The following is a 19604-nucleotide window of genomic DNA, read 5'->3' as shown; positions in this document are numbered from 1 at the left end:
GGCTAGTACCCCGGGAAACGAGGCGGATACGGCAATGCACCCAAGGGCTGGCCGTATCGGCGGGCGGTAAGTTGACCGCGATCCGTTTGGCGGACCTGCGGCGTGCTGGAAGGAAAGAGATATGAGCAAAGTCAGCGGCAGCAACGGCGGCGACTCTAAGAATACACTCTATTGTTCATTCTGCGGCAAGAGCCAGCACGAAGTCCGGAAACTCATTGCCGGACCGACGGTATTCATCTGCGATGAATGCGTCGAATTGTGCATGGACATCATCCGCGAGGAGAACAAGACGTCGATGGTGAAGTCGCGCGAGGGTGTGCCCACCCCGCAGGACATCATCAAAATCCTCGACGAATATGTCATCGGCCAGAAGCAGGCGAAGAAAATCCTGTCCGTGGCCGTTCACAACCATTACAAGCGCCTCGCGCACGCCTCCAAGAATGGCGATGTCGAGCTGGCGAAGTCGAACATCATGCTCGTCGGTCCGACGGGTTGCGGCAAGACCTATCTTGCCCAGACGCTCGCCCGTATCATCGACGTGCCCTTCACCATGGCGGATGCAACGACGCTGACCGAAGCCGGTTATGTCGGCGAGGACGTGGAAAACATCATCCTGAAGCTGTTGCAGGCTGCGGATTACAATGTCGAGCGCGCTCAGCGCGGCATCGTCTATATCGACGAAGTCGACAAGATTTCCCGCAAGTCGGACAACCCGTCCATCACGCGCGACGTGTCGGGCGAGGGCGTCCAGCAGGCGCTTCTGAAGATCATGGAAGGCACGGTCGCTTCCGTTCCGCCGCAGGGCGGCCGCAAGCATCCGCAGCAGGAGTTCCTGCAGGTGGATACGACCAACATCCTGTTCATCTGCGGCGGCGCATTTGCCGGCCTCGACAAGATCATCTCGGCCCGCGGCGAAAAGACCTCGATCGGCTTCGGTGCGACCGTCAAGGCGGAAGACGATCGCCGTGTGGGCGAAGTGCTGCGCGAACTGGAGCCGGAAGATCTGGTGAAGTTCGGCCTCATTCCGGAGTTCATCGGCCGTCTGCCCGTTCTCGCAACGCTGGAAGACCTGGATGAAGATGCCCTGATCCAGATCCTGTCCGAGCCGAAGAACGCCCTGGTCAAGCAGTACCAGCGCCTGTTCGAGATGGAAGACGTGGAGCTGACCTTCCACGAGGACGCGCTGCGCGAAATCGCCCGCAAGGCGATCACCCGCAAGACCGGTGCCCGCGGCCTGCGCTCGATCATGGAAAAGATCCTGCTGGATACCATGTTCGAACTGCCGACGCTGGAAGGGGTACGCGAAGTGGTCATTTCCAACGACGTCGTCAGCGGTGTCGCGCGTCCGCTCTACATCTATGCGGACCGTCAGGAAGAAAAGACCAACGTCTCGGCGTAATTGGCTGCCGCGATGTTTGATGAAATCAGAGGCTCGCATCCGTGCGGGCCTTTTCTATTAGATGGGCCTTGCGAAACTTGCGCCTAACTTGGGGAAGCCCGATTTTGCGTTTGGAGCGGATTGCGCTTTGCTGATAAAGTCTTACAACTGATTTGCAGCGCGATATGACGGAAATGTGAATTTCGTCGGCGACCCGGTTCCTGAGCCCTCGAGGATAACCGGAAATGTCGGTAGTATGAGCCAGCGCTGAGTTTTGTTGAATTTCACGGTCCTGCCGTTGCGTAAGGCCGTCTGCTCCGACGACTTGAAATCGGTGTTTCGAAACTCCACTTTCAGTCTCGAGAAATGAATGTGCCGGATGCCCCAAGCTGTCCGGCAAGGTGTCCCGAAAGGGACCATGGAAAGGAAATGATATGACGAACATCACGTCTGCGGCATCTGGCGGTACCTATCCGGTACTTCCCCTGCGCGACATTGTCGTTTTCCCGCATATGATCGTTCCCCTGTTCGTCGGGCGGGAAAAATCCATCCGTGCGCTCGAGGAAGTCATGGGTTCGGACAAGCAGATCATGCTTGTCACCCAGATCAACGCCAGCGATGACGATCCGGCCCCGGAGGCCATCCACAAGGTCGGCACGGTCGCCAATGTCCTGCAGCTCCTGAAGCTTCCCGACGGCACCGTGAAGGTGCTGGTAGAGGGCAAGGGCCGCGCCCAGATCGACAGCTACACCGGCCGTGAAGACTTCTATGAAGCCACCGCGACGCCGTTGCAGGAGCCTGCTGAAGATCCGGTCGAGATCGAGGCGCTGTCGCGTTCGGTCGTGTCTGAATTCGAGAGCTATGTGAAGCTCAACAAGAAGATTTCGCCCGAGGTTGTCGGCGCAGCCGGCCAGATCGACGATTATTCGAAGCTCGCCGATACGGTCGCTTCGCACCTGTCGATCAAGATCACCGAAAAGCAGGAAATGCTCGAAACCGTCAGCGTGAAGCAGCGGCTTGAAAAGGCGCTTGGCTTCATGGAAGGCGAAATTTCCGTGCTTCAGGTCGAAAAGCGCATCCGCTCGCGCGTCAAGCGCCAGATGGAGAAGACCCAGCGCGAATATTACCTGAACGAACAGATGAAGGCGATCCAGAAGGAACTCGGCGACGGCGAGGATGGCCGTGACGAGATGGCCGAGCTGGAAGAGCGCATCGCCAAGACCAAGCTTTCCAAGGAGGCCAAGGAAAAGGCCGAAGCGGAAATGAAGAAGCTGCGCCAGATGAGCCCGATGTCCGCGGAAGCGACCGTCGTGCGCAACTATCTGGACTGGCTGCTGGGTCTGCCCTGGGGCAAGAAGTCGAAGATCAAGACCGACCTCAATGCGGCCGAGACGATCCTCGATCAGGATCACTTCGGTTTGGACAAGGTCAAGGAACGTATTGTCGAATATCTGGCCGTACAGGCCCGCGCTTCGAAAATCCGCGGTCCTATCCTGTGCCTCGTCGGTCCTCCCGGCGTCGGCAAGACCTCGCTTGCCAAGTCGATCGCCAAGGCGACCGGACGTGAATATGTGCGCATGGCGCTGGGTGGCGTTCGTGACGAAGCGGAAATCCGCGGTCACCGCCGCACCTATATTGGTTCCATGCCCGGTAAGATCGTTCAGTCGATGAAGAAGGCCAAGAAGGCGAACCCGCTCTTCCTGCTCGACGAAATCGACAAGATGGGCATGGACTTCCGTGGCGATCCGTCGTCGGCACTGCTGGAGGTTCTCGATCCGGAACAGAACTCCACCTTCATGGACCACTACCTGGAAGTGGAATACGACCTGTCCGACGTGATGTTCGTGACCACGGCCAACACGCTGAACATTCCCGGCCCGCTGATGGACCGTATGGAAGTGATCCGCATCGCCGGTTACACGGAAGACGAAAAGCGCGAAATCGCAAAGCGTCACCTGCTGCCCAAGGCGATCAAGGAACATGCCTTGCGTCCGGAAGAGTTCTCGGTCACCGATGATGCCCTGATGGTCGTCATCCAGCAGTACACCCGCGAGGCGGGCGTGCGCAGCTTCGAACGCGAGCTGATGAAGCTGGCGCGCAAGGCTGTCACCGAGATCATCAAGGGCAAGGTCAAGTCCGTGGAAGTCACCGGTGCCAATGTTCCGGATTATCTGGGCGTTCCGCGGTTCCGCCATGGCGAGGCCGAGCGCGAGGATCAGGTCGGTGTCGTCACCGGTCTGGCCTGGACGGAGGTCGGCGGTGAGCTGCTCACCATCGAAGGCGTGATGATGCCGGGCAAGGGCCGCATGACGGTCACCGGCAACCTCAAGGAAGTGATGAAGGAATCCATTTCGGCGGCGGCATCCTATGTCCGTTCGCGCGCCGTGGACTTCGGCATCGAACCGCCGCGCTTCGACAAGAGCGATATCCACGTTCACGTTCCGGAAGGGGCGACCCCGAAGGACGGACCGTCCGCCGGCGTTGCTATGGCGACCGCCATCGTCTCCATCATGACCGGCATTCCGGTCTCGAAGGATGTGGCGATGACCGGCGAGATCACGCTTCGCGGTCGCGTGCTGCCGATCGGCGGCCTGAAGGAAAAGCTGCTTGCGGCTCTGCGCGGCGGCATCAAGAAGGTGCTGATCCCGGAAGAAAACGCCAAGGATCTGGCGGAAATTCCTGATAACGTGAAGAACGAGATGGAAATCATTCCGGTGTCGCGCATGGGCGAGGTTATCAAGCACGCCCTCATCCGCCAGCCGGAACCCATCGAGTGGGACGGCAGCATCGAGACGCCGGTGATCGCAACCGTCGAAGGTGTCGACGACGGCAGCCAGACCATCGCGCATTGATAATGCATCGCCGCGAGGGGCGGGAATCGCCTTTCGCGACGGGTGCTGCATAAATTCAATGTGTTAGGTGTCTGAAGGCGCATGTGGCGTAAAGCTGCGCACAAGTGATGCGAATTTGGCACGAATATGTGGAAGGCCGGCAGAAATGTCGGCCTTTTTTGTGAAAAAAAACGCAGACCCCTTGTTTTTCAGGCGATTCCAGCGCTTTTGGGTTGCTGCGCGCGGATGCGAACGTATTCTGCGCCGGCTTAATTTGAGTCGTTTCAAACCATTGAAAGGGGTGGAAACATGAACAAGAACGAGCTCGTCTCTGCTGTTGCCGAAAAGGCTGGTCTCACGAAGGCAGATGCTGCTTCCGCTGTTGATGCTGTATTCGAAACTGTACAGGGCGAACTGAAGAACGGTGGCGACATTCGCCTGGCCGGCTTCGGCAGCTTCTCCGTCAGCCGTCGTGAAGCCTCCAAGGGCCGTAACCCTTCCACGGGTGCTGAAGTCGATATCCCGGCTCGCAACGTACCGAAGTTTTCCGCAGGCAAGGGCCTGAAGGACGCCGTCAACTCGTAAGGTTTCCGGAAAGCCGCAACGCCCGGCGGCGGGCGGGCGGCTTTTCAGGTTCACGAGGAAACATGTTTTGACGCCCTGACGCCGTCACATCGCCGCCAAAAGTGGGCGGTGTTTCGAAAAGCTCTTTTCGGACAGGCCGGGTTCTCCCGGTCAAGATGTGAATGAAAGCAGGGAAGCGCCTGTGTAGCTTCCATCCGGACACACGGCGTTTTTCTACGCGGAATGTGGGCATAAACACGAAAGCCCGGCCTTCTAGGCCGGGCTTTTTGATTCAGCGGTCAGGAAGTGTCATGCCACTGTCATGTCTGTAACGCAGAAGCCTTGGGGTATTTCTGGACCCAAGGGGGATTAAAATGGCGTTCCGATTTTCTCAAATGGCTTTGACCGCTGCGCTGCTTACGTCCGCAGCCATCCCGGCCGCTGCCGAGCCGGTTTTCAACCGCATCGCATCTTTCCCGGTGGCGAAAAACCTTCCCGCGGACAAGGACGCCAAGTCCGTCACCTCGGCTGAAATCATTACCGCCAGCGAAGACGGCAAGACGCTGATCTATTCGGACAGCCCGCTTGGCGGCATCGGTTTCATCGACATCACCGACGCCAAGGCTCCCAAGGCCGGCGGCGCGCTGCTGCTCGAAGGCGAGCCGACCTCCGTTGCCGTTGCCGGTCTCAAGGTGCTGGCCGGCGTCAATACGTCGGAAAATCGCGCCAAGCCATCCGGCAAGCTGGTGACGGTCGATATTGCTACCAAAAAGATCGAAGCAAGCTGCGATCTCGGCGGCCAGCCCGATTCCGTCGCCGTTTCCCCGGACAGGACTTTCGCCGCCATCGCCATCGAAAACGAGCGCGATGAAGAGGTGAACGAAGGCGCGCTGCCGCAGATGCCAGCCGGTTATCTGGTGACTGTCGACCTGAAAGACGGCGTTGCCGATTGCGCGACGCTGAAGAAGATCGAACTCACCGGCCTTGCCGAAATTTCCCCCGAGGATCCGGAGCCGGAATTCGTGTCGATCAACGCCAATGGCGAGATCGCGCTGACGCTTCAGGAAAACAATCATATCGTCATTCTCGACGGCAAGACCGGCACGGTGAAGACGCATTTCTCCGCCGGCAAGGTCGATCTTGAAGGCATCGATACGAAGACCGACGGCCAGCTGAAGTTCACCGACAAGCAGGAAGGCCGCAAGCGCGAGCCGGACGCCGTGAAGTGGCTGGACAATGACCGCATCGTCATCGCCAATGAAGGCGACTGGCAGGGCGGTTCGCGCGGCTTCACCATCTTCGACAAGACCGGCAAGCTCGTCTATGAATCCGGCTCCTCGCTCGAACACGCGGTTGCGGCCATCGGCCACTATCCGGAAAAGCGCTCCAAGGCCAAGGGCATCGAGCCGGAAGGCCTGGAAGCGGCGACCTTCGGCGACCAGAAATATTTCTTCGTGCTGTCCGAGCGCGCCTCTGTCGTCGCTGTCTACAAGGACACCGGCAAGGAGCCGGAACTGACGCAGCTCCTGCCTTCGGGCGTTTCGCCGGAAGGCGCTGTCGCTATCCCGTCGCGCAACCTCCTTGCCACGGCCAATGAGGTCGATCTGATCGAAGACGGCGGCGTGCGTTCGCATGTCATGCTCTATGAACGTGGTGAAGGTGAAGCAGCCTATCCGCAGCTCGTTTCCGCCACCGTCGATGGCGCACCGATCGGCTGGGGTGCTCTCTCGGGTCTGGTCGGCGATGCCGAAAAGCCCGGCATTCTCTATGCCGTCTCCGACTCGGTCTATGGCAACCAGCCGTCGATCTTCACCATCGATGCGACGAAAAAGCCCGCCACCATCACCAGCGTCCTGCGCGTCAAGCGTGACGGCATCGCCGCCCAGAAGCTCGACATCGAAGGCATCACGCTGGACGGCAAGGGCGGTTTCTGGCTGGCCTCTGAAGGCGACAGCGCCAAGCTCGTTCCGCACGCGCTCTATAACGTCAACGCCAAGGGCGAGATCAAGGCGGAGATCGCATTGCCGAAGGAACTTCTCGCCGGCGACACCCGCTTCGGTTTCGAAGGCGTGACGATGATCGGCAAGGGCGACGACGCGACGCTGTGGATGGCCGTGCAGCGTGAATGGGGCACGGACGAGAAGGGCTTCGTCAAGCTCGTCTCCTACAATCCGAAGTCCAGGGAATGGGGCGCCGTCCGTTACCCGCTCGACAAGACCGAGGCAGGCTGGGTCGGCCTCTCCGAAATCGCTGCGCAGGGCGACTATGTCTATATCGTCGAGCGCGACAACCAGATCGGCGACAAGGCCAAGATCAAGAAGCTCTACCGTGTTGCGATCGCGGACCTGAAGCCTGGCAAGATCGGCGGCGAACTGCCGCTGGTGGCCAAGCAGGAAGCCCATGACTTCCTGCCCGATCTCAAGGCCCAGACCAACGGGTATGTCGTCGACAAGCTGGAAGGCTTCACCTTCGACAAGGCGGGAACGGCCTATGCCGTGACCGACAATGACGGCGTGGACGATTCTTCCGGCGAAACGCTGTTCTTCACCGTCAATATGAAGGCGATCAACTGATCGGGCCGATTGGCGCCGCAAATGAGAAAAGCCGGGCTATGCCCGGCTTTTTTGTACGGCGAGGGCTTCTTGGGCCGGGTTCTCCGAGCTTACACGATGCCTGACGATGCAAGCCGTTAAAATCGGCATTGCCGCTTCGATATCGGATTGTGGAGGGTTTCGTCCGGAGGCCATCCGGGAAAATGCTGCGGATCGATCGTAACGGATCACCGCCCCAGGGAATTCTTGCTTTTGGGAGTATCTTGTTTTTCCGAGTCCTGCTGGACCCAGCGGAAAAAAATATAAACAGGCAGCGCAATAAGCGCGAGTGTTACAAACGCGTCGATCGACATGGTTTCATCCATCAGTTCAACCGTTCATCATGAAACGGTGCGCAAACAATGCCTGAAATCTCTTTAGAAAGTCTGAATCTTCCTTATTTTCCGGTATGTTGCGGGGTGACACAGGGGGCGGTGAAGCTGTCGGAATATGGAACAGCAGTGCCGATTTGGCATGGCGCAACTGGAGAAAAGCGATTCCAGCGGTTGGGAATCATGACGACGCTTCACCGACCGCAGTAAGGGCAGGGGGCTATAATCCAAATACTCGAGGGCTTATCGCATGGCGAAAGCAAACACGACGGATCTCGGTTTTAAGGGTGATATTTAAATCTTCTGGGAAAATGGTGGGCGATGAGAGACTCGAACTCCCGACATCCTCGGTGTAAACGAGGCGCTCTACCAACTGAGCTAATCGCCCTTCGCGTGTCTCGGATCGTGTCCGCCGCGTCGGTGGCCGTGATGTATTCGGATCGGAAAAAAACCGCAAGGGCTTTTGTGAAGTTTTTTTGTTTTTTTTGCCGAGAGAATTTTCCGTCGCCGGGGTGCGGGGGCAAAAAGCCGGGAACTGCGGGCTTTTTGCCGGAAACAGGACCCGAAGACGCCTTGATGGCCGTGTGGAAATCCCGTTAGGGAAGCCTGCGGCTGTGGACAAGTTTTTTGTTTTCGTTGGGAAAAGCCCGCAAAACAGGGCGTTTGCCGCAATCGCGTTCCGAGGCCTTCCGGTTTTTCCCGATCAAAATGAAGAAGCTTATTCTTTTGTCGTGAAACCTGCTTGACACCCCCGCACGAACGCCGTAGTTAGCCGCTCATCGAACAGCCGAGGCTGGTTCGAGCGACGGGACTGGCTCCTGTCGTCAGGAGATGCGGGTGTAGCTCAGTCGGTTAGAGTGCCGGCCTGTCACGCCGGAGGTCGCGGGTTCGAGCCCCGTCACTCGCGCCATCCTGTCCCTCGGAAAACGCAGATGAATGTCTGTGGTGCGCGGGTGTAGCTCAGTCGGTTAGAGTGCCGGCCTGTCACGCCGGAGGTCGCGGGTTCGAGCCCCGTCACTCGCGCCATTTCTTTCTCCTGAAATGTCTCCTCAAACAACAGATCGACGCGCGATTTGCGCGCTCGTCTATTGACGATTCCAGCGCCTGATTCCGGGCTTTTTAAACGCGATTTTTCCTGCATTTTTTAGTCAAGTTTCGATTCCCGAATATCGTCACTTCACCGCCATCCGGACGTAAAATTCGTGTGACTTTTTTGCGGTTGCGTCGTTCAATCGATTATTATTGTATTTGAGGGGCTTAGGCCGGAATTGTGGCCCAAATTTGCGTCAATTCCGGCAATATTGTTGCCAATCAATGCGGCAGGTGTCTTGAAATGGTGCCTAAACTCTTGCAGAGAGAGCGCGGCTGCGCTAACGACTTTGGCGTTGCAACATATTTGTGCGCTCTTTGAGACTTCGGGTCACAAAGGCAGGTCCGGCACCCGGCCGGGCAGGGAAGAGACCATGACTGAACTCCTCAGTTCCTACATTCCGATCGCAATCTTCATCGGTATCGCTCTCGTCATCGGCCTGGCGCTTCTCATTGCGCCGTTTGCTGTCGCCTACAAGGCGCCGGACCCGGAAAAGCTTTCTGCTTTCGAGTGCGGTTTCAATGCCTTCGACGATGCCCGCATGAAATTCGATATCCGCTTTTATCTCGTGTCGATCCTGTTCATCATCTTCGACCTGGAAGTCGCCTTCCTGTTCCCATGGGCGGTGTCTTTCGGCGAGATGGGCTGGTTCGGTTTCTGGTCGATGATGGTGTTCCTCATCGTTCTCACCATCGGCTTTATCTATGAGTGGAAGAAGGGAGCGCTGGAATGGGCATGAGCCAGAACAACACCACGCTCGTTGCGCCGCAGCCGAAGGGGATCATCGATCCCTCGACCGGCAAGCCGGTTGGCAGCAACGACGCCTACTTCACGGAAATCAATGACGAGCTGGCCGACAAGGGTTTTCTCGTCACCTCGACCGACGAGCTGATCACCTGGGCGCGCACCGGCTCCCTGATGTGGATGCAGTTCGGTCTCGCCTGCTGCGCCGTCGAAGGCCTGATGCAGGCTTCCGGTCCGCGTTATGACATGGAGCGCTTCGGTGTCGCCCCGCGCGCCTCGCCGCGCCAGTCGGACGTGATGATCGTCGCCGGGACGCTGACCAACAAGATGGCGCCCGCTCTGCGCAAGGTCTATGACCAGATGCCTGAGCCGCGTTACGTCATCTCCATGGGCTCCTGCGCCAATGGCGGTGGTTATTACCACTATTCCTACGCCGTGGTGCGCGGCTGCGACCGCGTCGTGCCGGTGGATATCTACGTCCCGGGCTGTCCCCCCACGGCGGAGGCGCTGCTTTACGGCGTGCTTCTGCTGCAGAAGAAGATTCGTCGTACCGGTACGATCGAGCGCTAAGGGCAAAGGACGGATTAAGAATGAGCGAAGCTCTCAACGATCTTGCTGCTTACGTTAAGGAAGCGCGCGGTTCCCTCGTGGTGTCGGCTGATATCGCCTATGGCGAGCTGACGCTGAACACGACGCCTGAAAGCGTGATCGCGCTTTTGACCTTCCTGCGTGACGACGTGCAGTGCGGTTTCGTCAACATCATCGATATTTGCGGTGTCGACTGGCCGCAGCGCGAAAAGCGTTTCGATGTTGTCTATCACCTGCTGTCGCCGCGCCAGAACCTGCGCGTGCGCGTCAAGCTGCAGGTGGCGGAAGACGAGGGCGTGCCGTCTTCGACCTCCGTTTACATGGGCGCGGAATGGTTCGAGCGCGAAGCCTGGGACATGTATGGCATTCCGTTCGAAGGCCATAAGGATCTCCGCCGCATCCTCACGGATTACGGTTTTGAAGGCCATCCGCTGCGCAAGGATTTTCCGGTTACCGGCTTTGTGGAAGTGCGTTACGATGACGTGCTGAAACGGGTTCTTTATGAACCAGTCGAACTGAAGCAGGAATTCCGTAATTTCGACTTCCTTTCCCCCTGGGAAGGAACCGAATATGTTCTCCCGGGTGACGAAAAGGCCAAGCAATGAGCCAAGCCCCCGCGACAGAGCATGCGCAATGTCTTTGCGGCGCCGTCGGCCTCAATGCCGTCATCGGTGCCCGCGAATTCGGCGTTTGCCATTGCTCCATGTGCCGCCGCTGGTCCGGCGGTGCGTTTATGGCTGTCGAATGCGCTGATATCTCCGTCGAAAACGAAGATAGTCTCGGCGTCTATTCCTCGTCGGAATGGGGTGAGCGCTGCTTCTGCAAGAATTGCGGCAGCACGCTGATGTGGCGCTCGAAGGACGGCAAGCATGTCGCCGTTTCGCTGCAGGCTTTCGACAACCCTTCCAGCTTCAGGTTTGCGTCGCAAATCTTCACGGATGAGAAGCCTTCGAGCTATTCCTTCGCGGAAACCACGCAGAACATGACCGGCCCCGAATTCATCGCCATGATCACCTCGGCGGAGCACTAGAATGACTGAGCATAACGTCCGCAATTTCACGATCAACTTCGGTCCGGAACACCCGTCCGCGCACGGTGTGCTGCGTCTGGTTCTGGAACTGGACGGCGAAATCGTCGAGCGCGTCGATCCGCATATCGGTCTTCTGCATCGCGGCACCGAAAAGCTGATCGAGACCAAGACCTACCTGCAGGCCGTTCCCTATTTCGACCGTCTCGACTACGTCGCGCCGATGAACCAGGAACACGCTTTCGCGCTCGCCGTCGAAAAGCTGCTCGGTCTCGAAATCCCGATGCGCGGCCAGCTGATCCGCGTTCTCTATTCGGAAATCGGCCGCATCCTGTCGCACATCATGAACGTGACGACACAGGCCATGGACGTCGGCGCGATGACGCCGCCGGTCTGGGGCTTCGAAGAGCGCGAAAAGCTGATGGTGTTCTATGAGCGCGCCTGCGGCGCCCGTATGCACTCGGCTTACGTTCGTCCGGGCGGCGTGCATCAGGACCTGCCGCCTGAGCTGGTGGACGATATCGGCAAGTGGTGCGACCCGTTCCTGACCGTTCTCGACAATATCGAGGGCCTGCTGACCGACAACCGCATCTACAAGCAGCGTAACGTCGATATCGGCGTCGTCTCGCTTGAAGACGCCTTCGCCTGGGGTTTCACCGGCGTAATGGTGCGCGGCTCGGGCGCTGCCTGGGATTTGCGCCGCGCGCAGCCCTATGAGTGCTATTCCGATCTCGAATTCGACATTCCCGTCGGCAAGAACGGCGACTGCTACGATCGTTACCTGATCCGCATGCAGGAAATGCGCGAATCCGTGAAGATCATGAAGCAGTGCGTCGATCTTCTGTCCGGCAAGCACCGCATCGGCCCGGTCTCCTCGCTGGACGGCAAGGTGGTTCCGCCCAAGCGCGGCGAGATGAAGCGGTCGATGGAAGCTTTGATCCACCACTTCAAGCTTTACACCGAAGGTTACCACGTTCCGGCCGGCGAAGTTTACGCCGCCGTCGAAGCGCCGAAGGGCGAATTCGGCGTCTATGTGGTCGCGGACGGTTCGAACAAGCCCTATCGCTGCAAGATCCGCGCGCCGGGCTACGCACACCTGCAGGCCATGGATTTCCTGTGCAAGGGCCATCAGCTTGCTGACGTTACAGCCGTGCTCGGCTCCCTCGACATCGTGTTCGGGGAGGTCGACCGCTGATGCGTCTGCCGCTGGCCATACCGGCTTTTCTCGCTGCGATGTCTGCCCCCGCTCTCGCCCAGACGGCGACGGACGAGGGCGGCATATCGCTGTCGAGCGGCGGCTCTTCGACCATCAAGCAGCTTCTGTCGTCGGGATACGAGATCAAGGCCTCGGTTCCCAATGGCAGCAAGTTCATCGTGTTCATGCAGAAAGACAAGGCGGCTTATGCCTGCGAATTCGTCACGGTGGCGAGATCGCGGTGTGAGACGTTAAACTGAAAAGGCGTGAGGAAGTATGTCCGTTCGTCGACTAGCCGAAGATCAGTTCCAGCCCGTGGCATTTGCCTTCAATGCGGAGAATACCGCATGGGCTGAAAAGACGATCAAGAAATATCCCGAGGGACGCCAGCAATCGGCGGTCATCCCGCTGCTCATGCGTGCGCAGGAGCAGGACGGCTGGGTTACCCGCGCCGCCATCGAAAAGATCGCCGACATGCTGGATATGGCCTATATCCGCGTCATGGAAGTGGCGACCTTCTATACCCAGTTCCAGCTGAAGCCGGTCGGCACGCGCGCCCACGTTCAGGTCTGCGGCACCACGCCCTGCATGCTGCGCGGCTCGGAAGCGCTGATGGATGTCTGCCGCAAGAAGATCCACCACGATCCGCTGCACACCAATGAGAGCGGCACGCTCTCCTGGGAAGAGGTGGAATGTCAGGGCGCCTGCGTCAACGCGCCGATGGTCATCATCTTCAAGGATGCCTATGAGGACCTGACGCCCGAGCGTCTGGAAGAGATCATCGATACGTTCGAGGCAGGCAAGGGCGACACCGTCAAGACCGGCCCGCAGATCGACCGTCACCAGTCGGTTCCAGTCGGTGGATTGACGACGCTGACGGAAGAGATCAAGCCGGATCGTTCCAACCTCGACAAGCCGGCTGAAGTGGCTGCGGACGCCGCACCGGTTCCGCCTTCCAACGCCGCCAAGCCGAAGACGGACGCGCCGGAAACCGATCCGAAGCTGAAGACGCCGGCGACCGCGCCGAAGGCTGCCGAAGCCAATGTGAAGACCGCTGAAAAGGAAGCTTCGGGCTCCGCGAAGCCGTCGCTTGATTCGAAGGATCGTCCGGCCGGTATCGAAAAGCCCGCAACGCCCGACGACCTGAAGCTCATTTCCGGCGTTGGTCCGAAGATCGAAGGCACCCTGCACGAGCTCGGCATCTTCACCTATGCGCAGATCGCCGGCTGGAAAAAGGCCGAATGCGACTGGGTCGACGGTTATCTGAATTTCAAGGGCCGCATCGAACGTGACGAGTGGATCAAGCAGGCCGAGGCGCTCGCCAAGGGTGGCGAAGCCGAGTATATCAGGGTCTTCGGCAAGAAGCCGCGGTAAGAGGTGAAGCATGTTAAAAGATCAGGATCGCATCTTTACCAATCTCTACGGCCTCAAGGACAAGTCCCTGAAGGGCGTGAGAGCGCGCGGCCACTGGGATGGCACCAAACAGATCATCGAAAAGGGCCGTGACTGGATCATCAACGAGATGAAGGCTTCCGGCCTTCGCGGTCGCGGCGGCGCTGGCTTCCCGACAGGTCTCAAATGGTCCTTCATGCCGAAGGAAAATGACGGCCGTCCGCATTATCTCGTCGTTAACGCCGACGAATCCGAACCCGGCACCTGCAAGGACCGCGAAATCCTGCGCAACGATCCGCATACGCTGATTGAAGGCTGCGTGATCGCCGGTTTCGCCATGGGCGCGCATACCGCCTATATCTACGTGCGCGGCGAATATATGCGCGAGCGTGAAGCGCTTCAGGCGGCCATCGACGAGTGCTACGATGCCGGCCTGCTCGGCAAGAACAACAAGAACGGCTGGGATTTCGACATCTACGTCCATCACGGCGCGGGTGCCTATATCTGCGGCGAAGAGACGGCTCTGCTCGAAAGCCTTGAAGGCAAGAAGGGCCAGCCGCGCCTTAAGCCCCCGTTCCCGGCCAATATGGGTCTTTATGGTTGCCCGACGACTGTCAACAACGTCGAATCCATCGCCGTTGCGCCGACCATCCTGCGTCGCGGTGCGGCCTGGTTCTCGTCCATCGGCCGTCCGAACAATGTCGGCACCAAGCTGTTCATGGTCTCCGGCCATGTCGAGCGTCCGTGCACCTTCGAAGACGCGCTGGGTCTGTCCTTCCGCGAGCTGATCGAACACCATTGCGGTGGCATTCGCGGCGGCTGGGACAATCTGCTCGGCGTCATTCCCGGCGGCGCATCCTGCCCCATCGTGCGCGGTGAGGACATGAAGGACGCCATCATGGATTTCGACGGCATGCGCGAAGTGAAGTCTTCCTTCGGCACCGGCGGCATGATCGTCATGGACAAGTCCACCGACGTCATCAAGGCGATTGCCCGCATCGCGGCCTTCTTCAAGCACGAAAGCTGCGGCCAGTGCACGCCGTGCCGCGAAGGCACGGGCTGGATGTGGCGCGTGCTGGAACGCATGGTCAAGGGTAACGCCCAGAAGCGCGAAATCGACATGCTCTTCGAAGTGACGAAGCAGATCGAAGGCCACACTATCTGCGCACTCGGCGACGCCGCCGCATGGCCGGTACAGGCGCTGATCCGCAATTTCCGTCCGGAAATCGAAAAGCGCATCGACCAATATACCTACAGGGCCATGGATGATGGCGCTGTTCTGGAAGCCGCTGAATAAGCGTTGAGGCTTCGAGCGGAGCCGGAATTTCCGGCCTCGCGACACCATGAAGCGCCTGGCAGACGATTAAGAGTGCCGGGCGTGATTAAGGATTTGTTGCGGACCGTGTGAGACATGGGACGAACAGGCAACAGGACGTAAGTAGAACCATGGCAAAGCTCAAGGTTGACGGTAAAGAGATCGAGGTTCCAGATCATTTCACGCTGTTGCAGGCGTGCGAGGAGGCTGGCGCCGAAGTTCCGCGCTTTTGTTTTCATGAGCGCTTGTCGGTCGCGGGTAACTGCCGCATGTGTCTCATCGAGGTAAAGGGCGGACCGCCAAAGCCGGCCGCTTCCTGTGCCATGGGCGTGCGCGACGTTCGCGGCGGCCCGAACGGCGAATTGCCTGAAGTTTTCACCAACACGCCGATGGTCAAGAAGGCCCGCGAAGGTGTGATGGAGTTCCTGCTCATCAACCACCCGCTCGATTGCCCGATCTGCGACCAGGGCGGTGAATGCGACCTGCAGGACCAGGCCATGGCCTTCGGTATCGCCGGTTCGCGTTACGCGGAGAACAAGCGCGCGGTTGAAGACAAATATATCGGACCGCTCGTCAAGACGGTCATGAACCGTTGCATCCACTGCACGCGCTGCGTCCGTTTCACCACGGAAGTGGCCGGCATTGCCGAACTGGGCCTCATCGGCCGCGGTGAAGATGCCGAAATCACCACCTATCTCGAGCAGGCCATGACCTCGGAGCTTCAGGGCAACGTTGTTGACCTTTGCCCAGTCGGTGCGCTCACCTCCAAGCCCTTCGCCTTCACCGCCCGTCCGTGGGAACTGAACAAGACCGAAACCATCGACGTGATGGACGCGCTCGGTTCGGCCATCCGCGTCGATACTCGCGGCCGCGAAGTGATGCGCGTCATGCCGCGTGTCAACGAGGCCATCAACGAAGAATGGATTTCTGATAAGAGCCGCTTCATCTGGGACGGCCTGAAGACGCAGCGCCTCGACCGGCCTTACGTCCGCAAGGATGGTCGCCTTCAGCCCGCAACCTGGGGCGAAGCCTTCGGCGCGATCAAGCAGGCTGTTGCCGCGACGTCTGGCAACAAGATCGGTGCAATCGCTGGCGATCTGTCGTCCGTCGAAGAAATGTTCGCGCTGAAGTCGCTTCTCGCTTCGCTCGGCTCGGCCAATGTCGATTGCCGTCAGGATGGCGCAGCGCTTGATCCGTCTTTGGGTCGCGCCAGCTACCTGTTCAACTCCACCATTGAAGGCATCGAACAGGCGGACGCGCTGCTGATCGTCGGCGCGAACCCGCGTTACGAAGCGGCCGTGCTCAACGCCCGCATCCGCAAGCGCTGGCGTCGCGGCGGTTTCCCGATCGGTGTGATCGGTGAAGCCGGCGAGCTTCGCTACAATTACGAATATCTCGGTTCCGGCGCTGAAACGCTGTCCGATCTGGCCAACGGCTCGCACAGCTTCATTGAGAAGCTGAAGTCCGCCAAGAACCCGCTGATCATCATCGGTCAGGGCGCTTTGTCCCGCGCTGATGGCGCTGCTGTTCTTGCGGCTGCTGCCAAGCTCGCCACCTCGGTCGGCGCTGTCACCGAAGAGTGGAACGGTTTCTCCGTTCTGCACACTGCAGCTGCCCGCGTTGGCGGTCTCGATATCGGCTTCGTGCCGGGTGAGGGCGGTGTTGCCGCAGCCGACATGGTCGCCTCCATGGATGTTCTCTTCCTGCTCGGCGCCGATGAACTCGATCTGTCGAACAAGGGCGCCAAGTTCACCGTCTATATCGGCAGCCATGGCGATCAGGGTGCGATGAACGCCGACGTCATCCTTCCGGGTGCGGCCTATACCGAAAAATCCGGTATCTGGGTCAACACCGAAGGCCGCGTGCAGGTGGGCAACCGCGCCGGTTTCGCACCGGGCGAAGCCCGCGAAGATTGGGCGATCCTGCGTGCGCTGTCCGACGTGCTCGGCAAGAAGCTGCCGTTCGATTCGCTGTCGGCGCTCCGCGGCCAGCTCTATGTCGCGCATCCGCATCTGGCGGAAACCGACGAGATCGTCGCCGGCAACGGCAAAGATATCGAAGCGCTGGCTGGCAAGACCGGCTCGCTCAATAAGTCGGCGTTTGCCTCGCCGGTAAAAGACTTTTATTTGACGAACCCGATTGCGCGCGCATCCGCCGTCATGGCCGAGTGCTCCGCATTGGCCCGCAACAATTTCCAGGCTGCGGCAGAGTAAGGGTAGGGGATTTATGGAACAGTTTTTCTGGAGCTACGTCTGGCCCGCGCTGATCATGGTCGGCCAGTCCCTGCTGCTTCTCGTTTGCCTTCTGGTGTCCATCGCGTTCCTGCTGCTTGCCGACCGCAAGGTCTGGGCGGCTGTGCAGCTGCGCCGTGGTCCGAACGTCGTTGGTCCCTTCGGTCTCTTCCAGTCCTTCGCCGACCTTTTGAAGTTCATTCTGAAGGAGCCTGTCATTCCGGCCGGCGCTAACAAGGCCGTTTTCCTTCTGGCGCCGCTGGTTGCGGTGACGCTGGCGCTCGCCACCTATGCCGTCATTCCCTTCAACGAAGGCTGGGTTGTCGCCAATATCAATGTCGGAATTCTCTACATCTTCGCGATTTCCTCGCTTGAAGTGTACGGCATCATCATGGGCGGCTGGGCTTCGAACTCGAAGTACCCGTTCCTCGGCGCGCTGCGTTCTGCCGCGCAGATGGTGTCCTACGAAGTGTCGATCGGTCTCGTCATCGTCACCGTTCTGCTCTGCGTCGGTTCGTTGAACCTGACGGACATCGTTCTGGCCCAGAAGACCGGCCTCGGCACCATGCTCGGCCTGCCGGCCTCGTTCCTTGACTGGCACTGGCTGTCGCTGTTCCCGATGTTCATCGTGTTCTTCATTTCGGGCCTTGCCGAAACCAACCGTCCCCCCTTCGATCTTCCGGAAGCGGAATCGGAACTGGTCGCCGGTCACATGGTCGAATATGGCTCCACGCCTTACATGATGTTCATGCTCGGCGAATATGCTGCGATCGTCCTGATCTGCTGCCTGACGACGATCCTGTTCATGGGCGGCTGGCTGCCGATCGTGGATGTGTGGTTCCTCAACTGGGTTCCGGGCATTGTCTGGTTCGCGTTGAAGGGCTGCATGGTCTTCTTCATGATCGCGCTGACCAAGGCTTTCGTTCCGCGTTACCGTTATGACCAGCTCATGCGTCTCGGCTGGAAGGTGTTCCTGCCGCTGTCGCTCGCCATGGTCGTTATTGTTGCATTTGTATTGAAGCTGACGGGGTGGGCCGGTTGATGTCCGTACTCCTCGCTCAGAAATCTGGAGACTGAGATGGCAAGCCTTTCCCAAGCCGTCAATTCACTGTTCCTCAAGGAGTTCGTGGGCGCGATCCTGCTCACGATGCGCCACTTCTTCAAACAGAAGGCAACGGTGAACTATCCTTTCGAAAAGGGTCCGGTCTCTCCGCGCTTCCGTGGCGAGCACGCGCTGCGCCGTTATCCGAACGGTGAAGAACGCTGCATCGCCTGCAAGCTGTGCGAGGCGATCTGTCCCGCTCAGGCGATCACCATCGAGGCCGGCCCGCGCCGCAATGATGGCACCCGCCGCACGGTGCGTTACGACATCGACATGGTGAAGTGCATTTATTGCGGTTTCTGCCAGGAAGCCTGCCCGGTCGATGCCATCGTCGAGGGCCCGAACTTCGAATTCGCGACGGAAACCCGCGAGGAGCTTTATTTCGACAAGCAGAAGCTTCTCGACAATGGCGACCGCTGGGAGCGTGAAATCGCGCGCAACCTCGCACTGGATGCACCTTACCGTTAAGGTGCAACCGTCTTTCCGGGGGAGACCCCGGAAAGTGATGAAAAAGTAAAATGCCTGCGCGGTTTTCGCCGGCGGGGACGAAACGGGTGAGGGGCTTTCGAGCCATCTTCTCCCGATGAGGACAAGAAGGCACCAAGATGGGTCTGCACGCTGTATTCTTTTATATATTCGCTTTCGTCGCCGTGGCGTCTGCGTTCATGGTCATTGCATCGAAGAACCCTGTTCATTCGGTGCTCTTCCTGATTTTGACCTTCTTCAACGCAGCCGCGCTGTTCCTGCTGACGGGGGCCGAGTTCCTCGCCATGATCCTGCTGGTGGTTTATGTCGGCGCAGTGGCGGTGCTGTTCCTTTTCGTCGTCATGATGCTGGATGTGGATTTCGCCGAGCTGCGCTCCGGTGTGCTGCAATATGCCCCTGTTGGCGCGCTGATCGGCGTCATTCTGGCGGCGGAACTGATCGTCGTGGTCGGCGGCAGCATGCTGAACCCGATTGCGGCAAAGTCCATCACCATGCCGATCCCGCCGGCGACCGAACGCACCAACACGGCCGCACTCGGCGATGTGCTCTATACCAATTACATCTACTTCTTCCAGCTGGCCGGTCTCGTGCTGCTGGTGGCCATGATCGGCGCCATCGTGCTGACCCTGCGTCATCGCACCGACATCAAGCGGCAGGATATCTCCACGCAGGTCGGCCGCAACCCGAAGACCGCCGTTACCACGGTCAAGGTCAAGCCGGGCCAGGGCATCTGAAGGC

Annotated in this window: 17 protein-coding genes and 3 tRNA genes; 18 read left to right on the top strand and 2 right to left on the bottom strand. The window is 59.2% G+C overall.

Annotated features, from left to right (window positions below; genetic code table 11):
• The first annotated feature begins 121 nt into the window (after nucleotides 1–121).
• From clpX to ACQZ5G_RS03705, 4 genes are all read left to right on the top strand, one after another.
• Nucleotides 122–1399, top strand: a complete 1278-nt coding sequence (gene clpX, locus ACQZ5G_RS03720; protein WP_003521528.1) for an ATP-dependent Clp protease ATP-binding subunit ClpX — start codon at nucleotides 122–124, stop codon at nucleotides 1397–1399.
• A 413-nt stretch (nucleotides 1400–1812) separates the two neighbouring features.
• A complete protein-coding gene (lon, locus tag ACQZ5G_RS03715; protein WP_448737003.1) occupies nucleotides 1813–4230 on the top strand; it encodes an endopeptidase La in 2418 nt (805 codons plus the stop codon).
• A 288-nt stretch (nucleotides 4231–4518) separates the two neighbouring features.
• A complete protein-coding gene (gene hupB / locus ACQZ5G_RS03710; protein WP_006312721.1) occupies nucleotides 4519–4794 on the top strand; it encodes a DNA-binding protein HupB in 276 nt (91 codons plus the stop codon).
• A 353-nt stretch (nucleotides 4795–5147) separates the two neighbouring features.
• Nucleotides 5148–7346, top strand: coding sequence for an esterase-like activity of phytase family protein (locus ACQZ5G_RS03705; protein ID WP_448737002.1), 2199 nt, complete (start codon nucleotides 5148–5150; stop codon nucleotides 7344–7346).
• A gap of 206 nt (nucleotides 7347–7552) precedes the next feature.
• Here ACQZ5G_RS03705 and ACQZ5G_RS03700 read toward each other — a convergent pair whose 3' ends face one another.
• Together ACQZ5G_RS03700 and ACQZ5G_RS03695 are read right to left on the bottom strand one after the other, a co-directional pair.
• The gene (locus tag ACQZ5G_RS03700) at nucleotides 7553–7690 is read right to left on the bottom strand and encodes a hypothetical protein (RefSeq protein WP_003521525.1); all 138 of its coding nucleotides are present in this window, start codon (nucleotides 7688–7690) and stop codon (nucleotides 7553–7555) included.
• Nucleotides 7691–8008: 318 nt separating this feature from the next.
• Nucleotides 8009–8084 (bottom strand) — tRNA-Val (locus tag ACQZ5G_RS03695).
• A gap of 445 nt (nucleotides 8085–8529) precedes the next feature.
• Here ACQZ5G_RS03695 and ACQZ5G_RS03690 point away from each other — a divergent pair.
• The 14 genes from ACQZ5G_RS03690 (at nucleotide 8530) to ACQZ5G_RS03625 (ending at nucleotide 19600) form a co-directional block, all read left to right on the top strand.
• Nucleotides 8530–8606: transfer RNA gene (locus ACQZ5G_RS03690), tRNA-Asp, on the top strand.
• Between the two features lie 39 nt (nucleotides 8607–8645).
• A tRNA-Asp gene (locus ACQZ5G_RS03685) sits at nucleotides 8646–8722 on the top strand.
• A 437-nt stretch (nucleotides 8723–9159) separates the two neighbouring features.
• Nucleotides 9160–9525, top strand: a complete 366-nt coding sequence (locus ACQZ5G_RS03680) for an NADH-quinone oxidoreductase subunit A (protein ID WP_035259670.1) — start codon at nucleotides 9160–9162, stop codon at nucleotides 9523–9525.
• Nucleotides 9516–10100: a NuoB/complex I 20 kDa subunit family protein gene (locus ACQZ5G_RS03675; RefSeq protein ID WP_003521524.1), complete on the top strand. Its 585-nt coding sequence runs from the start codon at nucleotides 9516–9518 to the stop codon at nucleotides 10098–10100. Before ACQZ5G_RS03680 ends, ACQZ5G_RS03675 begins: the two co-directional genes overlap by 10 nt.
• 20 nt (nucleotides 10101–10120) lie before the next feature.
• Nucleotides 10121–10723 carry an NADH-quinone oxidoreductase subunit C gene (locus ACQZ5G_RS03670; RefSeq protein WP_003496465.1) on the top strand — a complete coding sequence of 201 codons (603 nt, stop codon included), beginning with the start codon at nucleotides 10121–10123 and terminating at the stop codon, nucleotides 10721–10723.
• Nucleotides 10720–11148 carry a GFA family protein gene (locus ACQZ5G_RS03665; RefSeq protein ID WP_080817176.1) on the top strand — a complete coding sequence of 143 codons (429 nt, stop codon included), beginning with the start codon at nucleotides 10720–10722 and terminating at the stop codon, nucleotides 11146–11148. Before ACQZ5G_RS03670 ends, ACQZ5G_RS03665 begins: the two co-directional genes overlap by 4 nt.
• 1 nt (nucleotide 11149) lies before the next feature.
• Nucleotides 11150–12340 (top strand): NADH-quinone oxidoreductase subunit D, encoded by a 1191-nt coding sequence (locus ACQZ5G_RS03660; RefSeq protein WP_003496461.1) that lies wholly within the window; start codon nucleotides 11150–11152, stop codon nucleotides 12338–12340.
• Nucleotides 12340–12600 (top strand): hypothetical protein, encoded by a 261-nt coding sequence (locus tag ACQZ5G_RS03655; protein WP_003521522.1) that lies wholly within the window; start codon nucleotides 12340–12342, stop codon nucleotides 12598–12600. Before ACQZ5G_RS03660 ends, ACQZ5G_RS03655 begins: the two co-directional genes overlap by 1 nt.
• Before the next feature lie 16 nt (nucleotides 12601–12616).
• Nucleotides 12617–13714, top strand: a complete 1098-nt coding sequence (locus ACQZ5G_RS03650) for an NADH-quinone oxidoreductase subunit E (RefSeq protein WP_174024963.1) — start codon at nucleotides 12617–12619, stop codon at nucleotides 13712–13714.
• A gap of 10 nt (nucleotides 13715–13724) precedes the next feature.
• On the top strand, nucleotides 13725–15029 hold the full coding sequence (gene nuoF / locus ACQZ5G_RS03645; protein ID WP_020012329.1) for an NADH-quinone oxidoreductase subunit NuoF: 1305 nt from the start codon (nucleotides 13725–13727) through the stop codon (nucleotides 15027–15029).
• A gap of 149 nt (nucleotides 15030–15178) precedes the next feature.
• Nucleotides 15179–17260, top strand: coding sequence for an NADH-quinone oxidoreductase subunit NuoG (nuoG, locus tag ACQZ5G_RS03640; RefSeq protein WP_448737001.1), 2082 nt, complete (start codon nucleotides 15179–15181; stop codon nucleotides 17258–17260).
• A gap of 13 nt (nucleotides 17261–17273) precedes the next feature.
• On the top strand, nucleotides 17274–18320 hold the full coding sequence (gene nuoH / locus ACQZ5G_RS03635) for an NADH-quinone oxidoreductase subunit NuoH (protein ID WP_003521518.1): 1047 nt from the start codon (nucleotides 17274–17276) through the stop codon (nucleotides 18318–18320).
• 36 nt (nucleotides 18321–18356) lie between these two features.
• A complete protein-coding gene (gene nuoI, locus ACQZ5G_RS03630; RefSeq protein ID WP_003496449.1) occupies nucleotides 18357–18848 on the top strand; it encodes an NADH-quinone oxidoreductase subunit NuoI in 492 nt (163 codons plus the stop codon).
• 137 nt (nucleotides 18849–18985) lie between these two features.
• Entirely contained in the window at nucleotides 18986–19600 is a 615-nt protein-coding gene (locus ACQZ5G_RS03625; protein WP_448737000.1) for an NADH-quinone oxidoreductase subunit J, read from the top strand.
• The last annotated feature ends 4 nt before the right edge of the window (nucleotides 19601–19604 follow it).

It is taken from the genome of Agrobacterium sp. 22-214-1 (genome assembly GCF_053522465.1).
Note: the sequence above shows the minus strand (reverse complement) of the source record. Positions and strands in the feature narration are given on the sequence as shown.

Coding starts and splice junctions, on each gene's coding strand:
- clpX (WP_003521528.1), top strand. CDS start 122: ATGAGCAAAGTCAGCGGCAGCAACGGCGGCGACTCTAAGAATACACTC.
- lon (WP_448737003.1), top strand. CDS start 1,813: ATGACGAACATCACGTCTGCGGCATCTGGCGGTACCTATCCGGTACTT.
- hupB (WP_006312721.1), top strand. CDS start 4,519: ATGAACAAGAACGAGCTCGTCTCTGCTGTTGCCGAAAAGGCTGGTCTC.
- ACQZ5G_RS03705 (WP_448737002.1), top strand. CDS start 5,148: ATGGCGTTCCGATTTTCTCAAATGGCTTTGACCGCTGCGCTGCTTACG.
- ACQZ5G_RS03700 (WP_003521525.1), bottom strand. CDS start 7,690: ATGGATGAAACCATGTCGATCGACGCGTTTGTAACACTCGCGCTTATT.
- ACQZ5G_RS03680 (WP_035259670.1), top strand. CDS start 9,160: ATGACTGAACTCCTCAGTTCCTACATTCCGATCGCAATCTTCATCGGT.
- ACQZ5G_RS03675 (WP_003521524.1), top strand. CDS start 9,516: ATGGGCATGAGCCAGAACAACACCACGCTCGTTGCGCCGCAGCCGAAG.
- ACQZ5G_RS03670 (WP_003496465.1), top strand. CDS start 10,121: ATGAGCGAAGCTCTCAACGATCTTGCTGCTTACGTTAAGGAAGCGCGC.
- ACQZ5G_RS03665 (WP_080817176.1), top strand. CDS start 10,720: ATGAGCCAAGCCCCCGCGACAGAGCATGCGCAATGTCTTTGCGGCGCC.
- ACQZ5G_RS03660 (WP_003496461.1), top strand. CDS start 11,150: ATGACTGAGCATAACGTCCGCAATTTCACGATCAACTTCGGTCCGGAA.
- ACQZ5G_RS03655 (WP_003521522.1), top strand. CDS start 12,340: ATGCGTCTGCCGCTGGCCATACCGGCTTTTCTCGCTGCGATGTCTGCC.
- ACQZ5G_RS03650 (WP_174024963.1), top strand. CDS start 12,617: ATGTCCGTTCGTCGACTAGCCGAAGATCAGTTCCAGCCCGTGGCATTT.
- nuoF (WP_020012329.1), top strand. CDS start 13,725: ATGTTAAAAGATCAGGATCGCATCTTTACCAATCTCTACGGCCTCAAG.
- nuoG (WP_448737001.1), top strand. CDS start 15,179: ATGGCAAAGCTCAAGGTTGACGGTAAAGAGATCGAGGTTCCAGATCAT.
- nuoH (WP_003521518.1), top strand. CDS start 17,274: ATGGAACAGTTTTTCTGGAGCTACGTCTGGCCCGCGCTGATCATGGTC.
- nuoI (WP_003496449.1), top strand. CDS start 18,357: ATGGCAAGCCTTTCCCAAGCCGTCAATTCACTGTTCCTCAAGGAGTTC.
- ACQZ5G_RS03625 (WP_448737000.1), top strand. CDS start 18,986: ATGGGTCTGCACGCTGTATTCTTTTATATATTCGCTTTCGTCGCCGTG.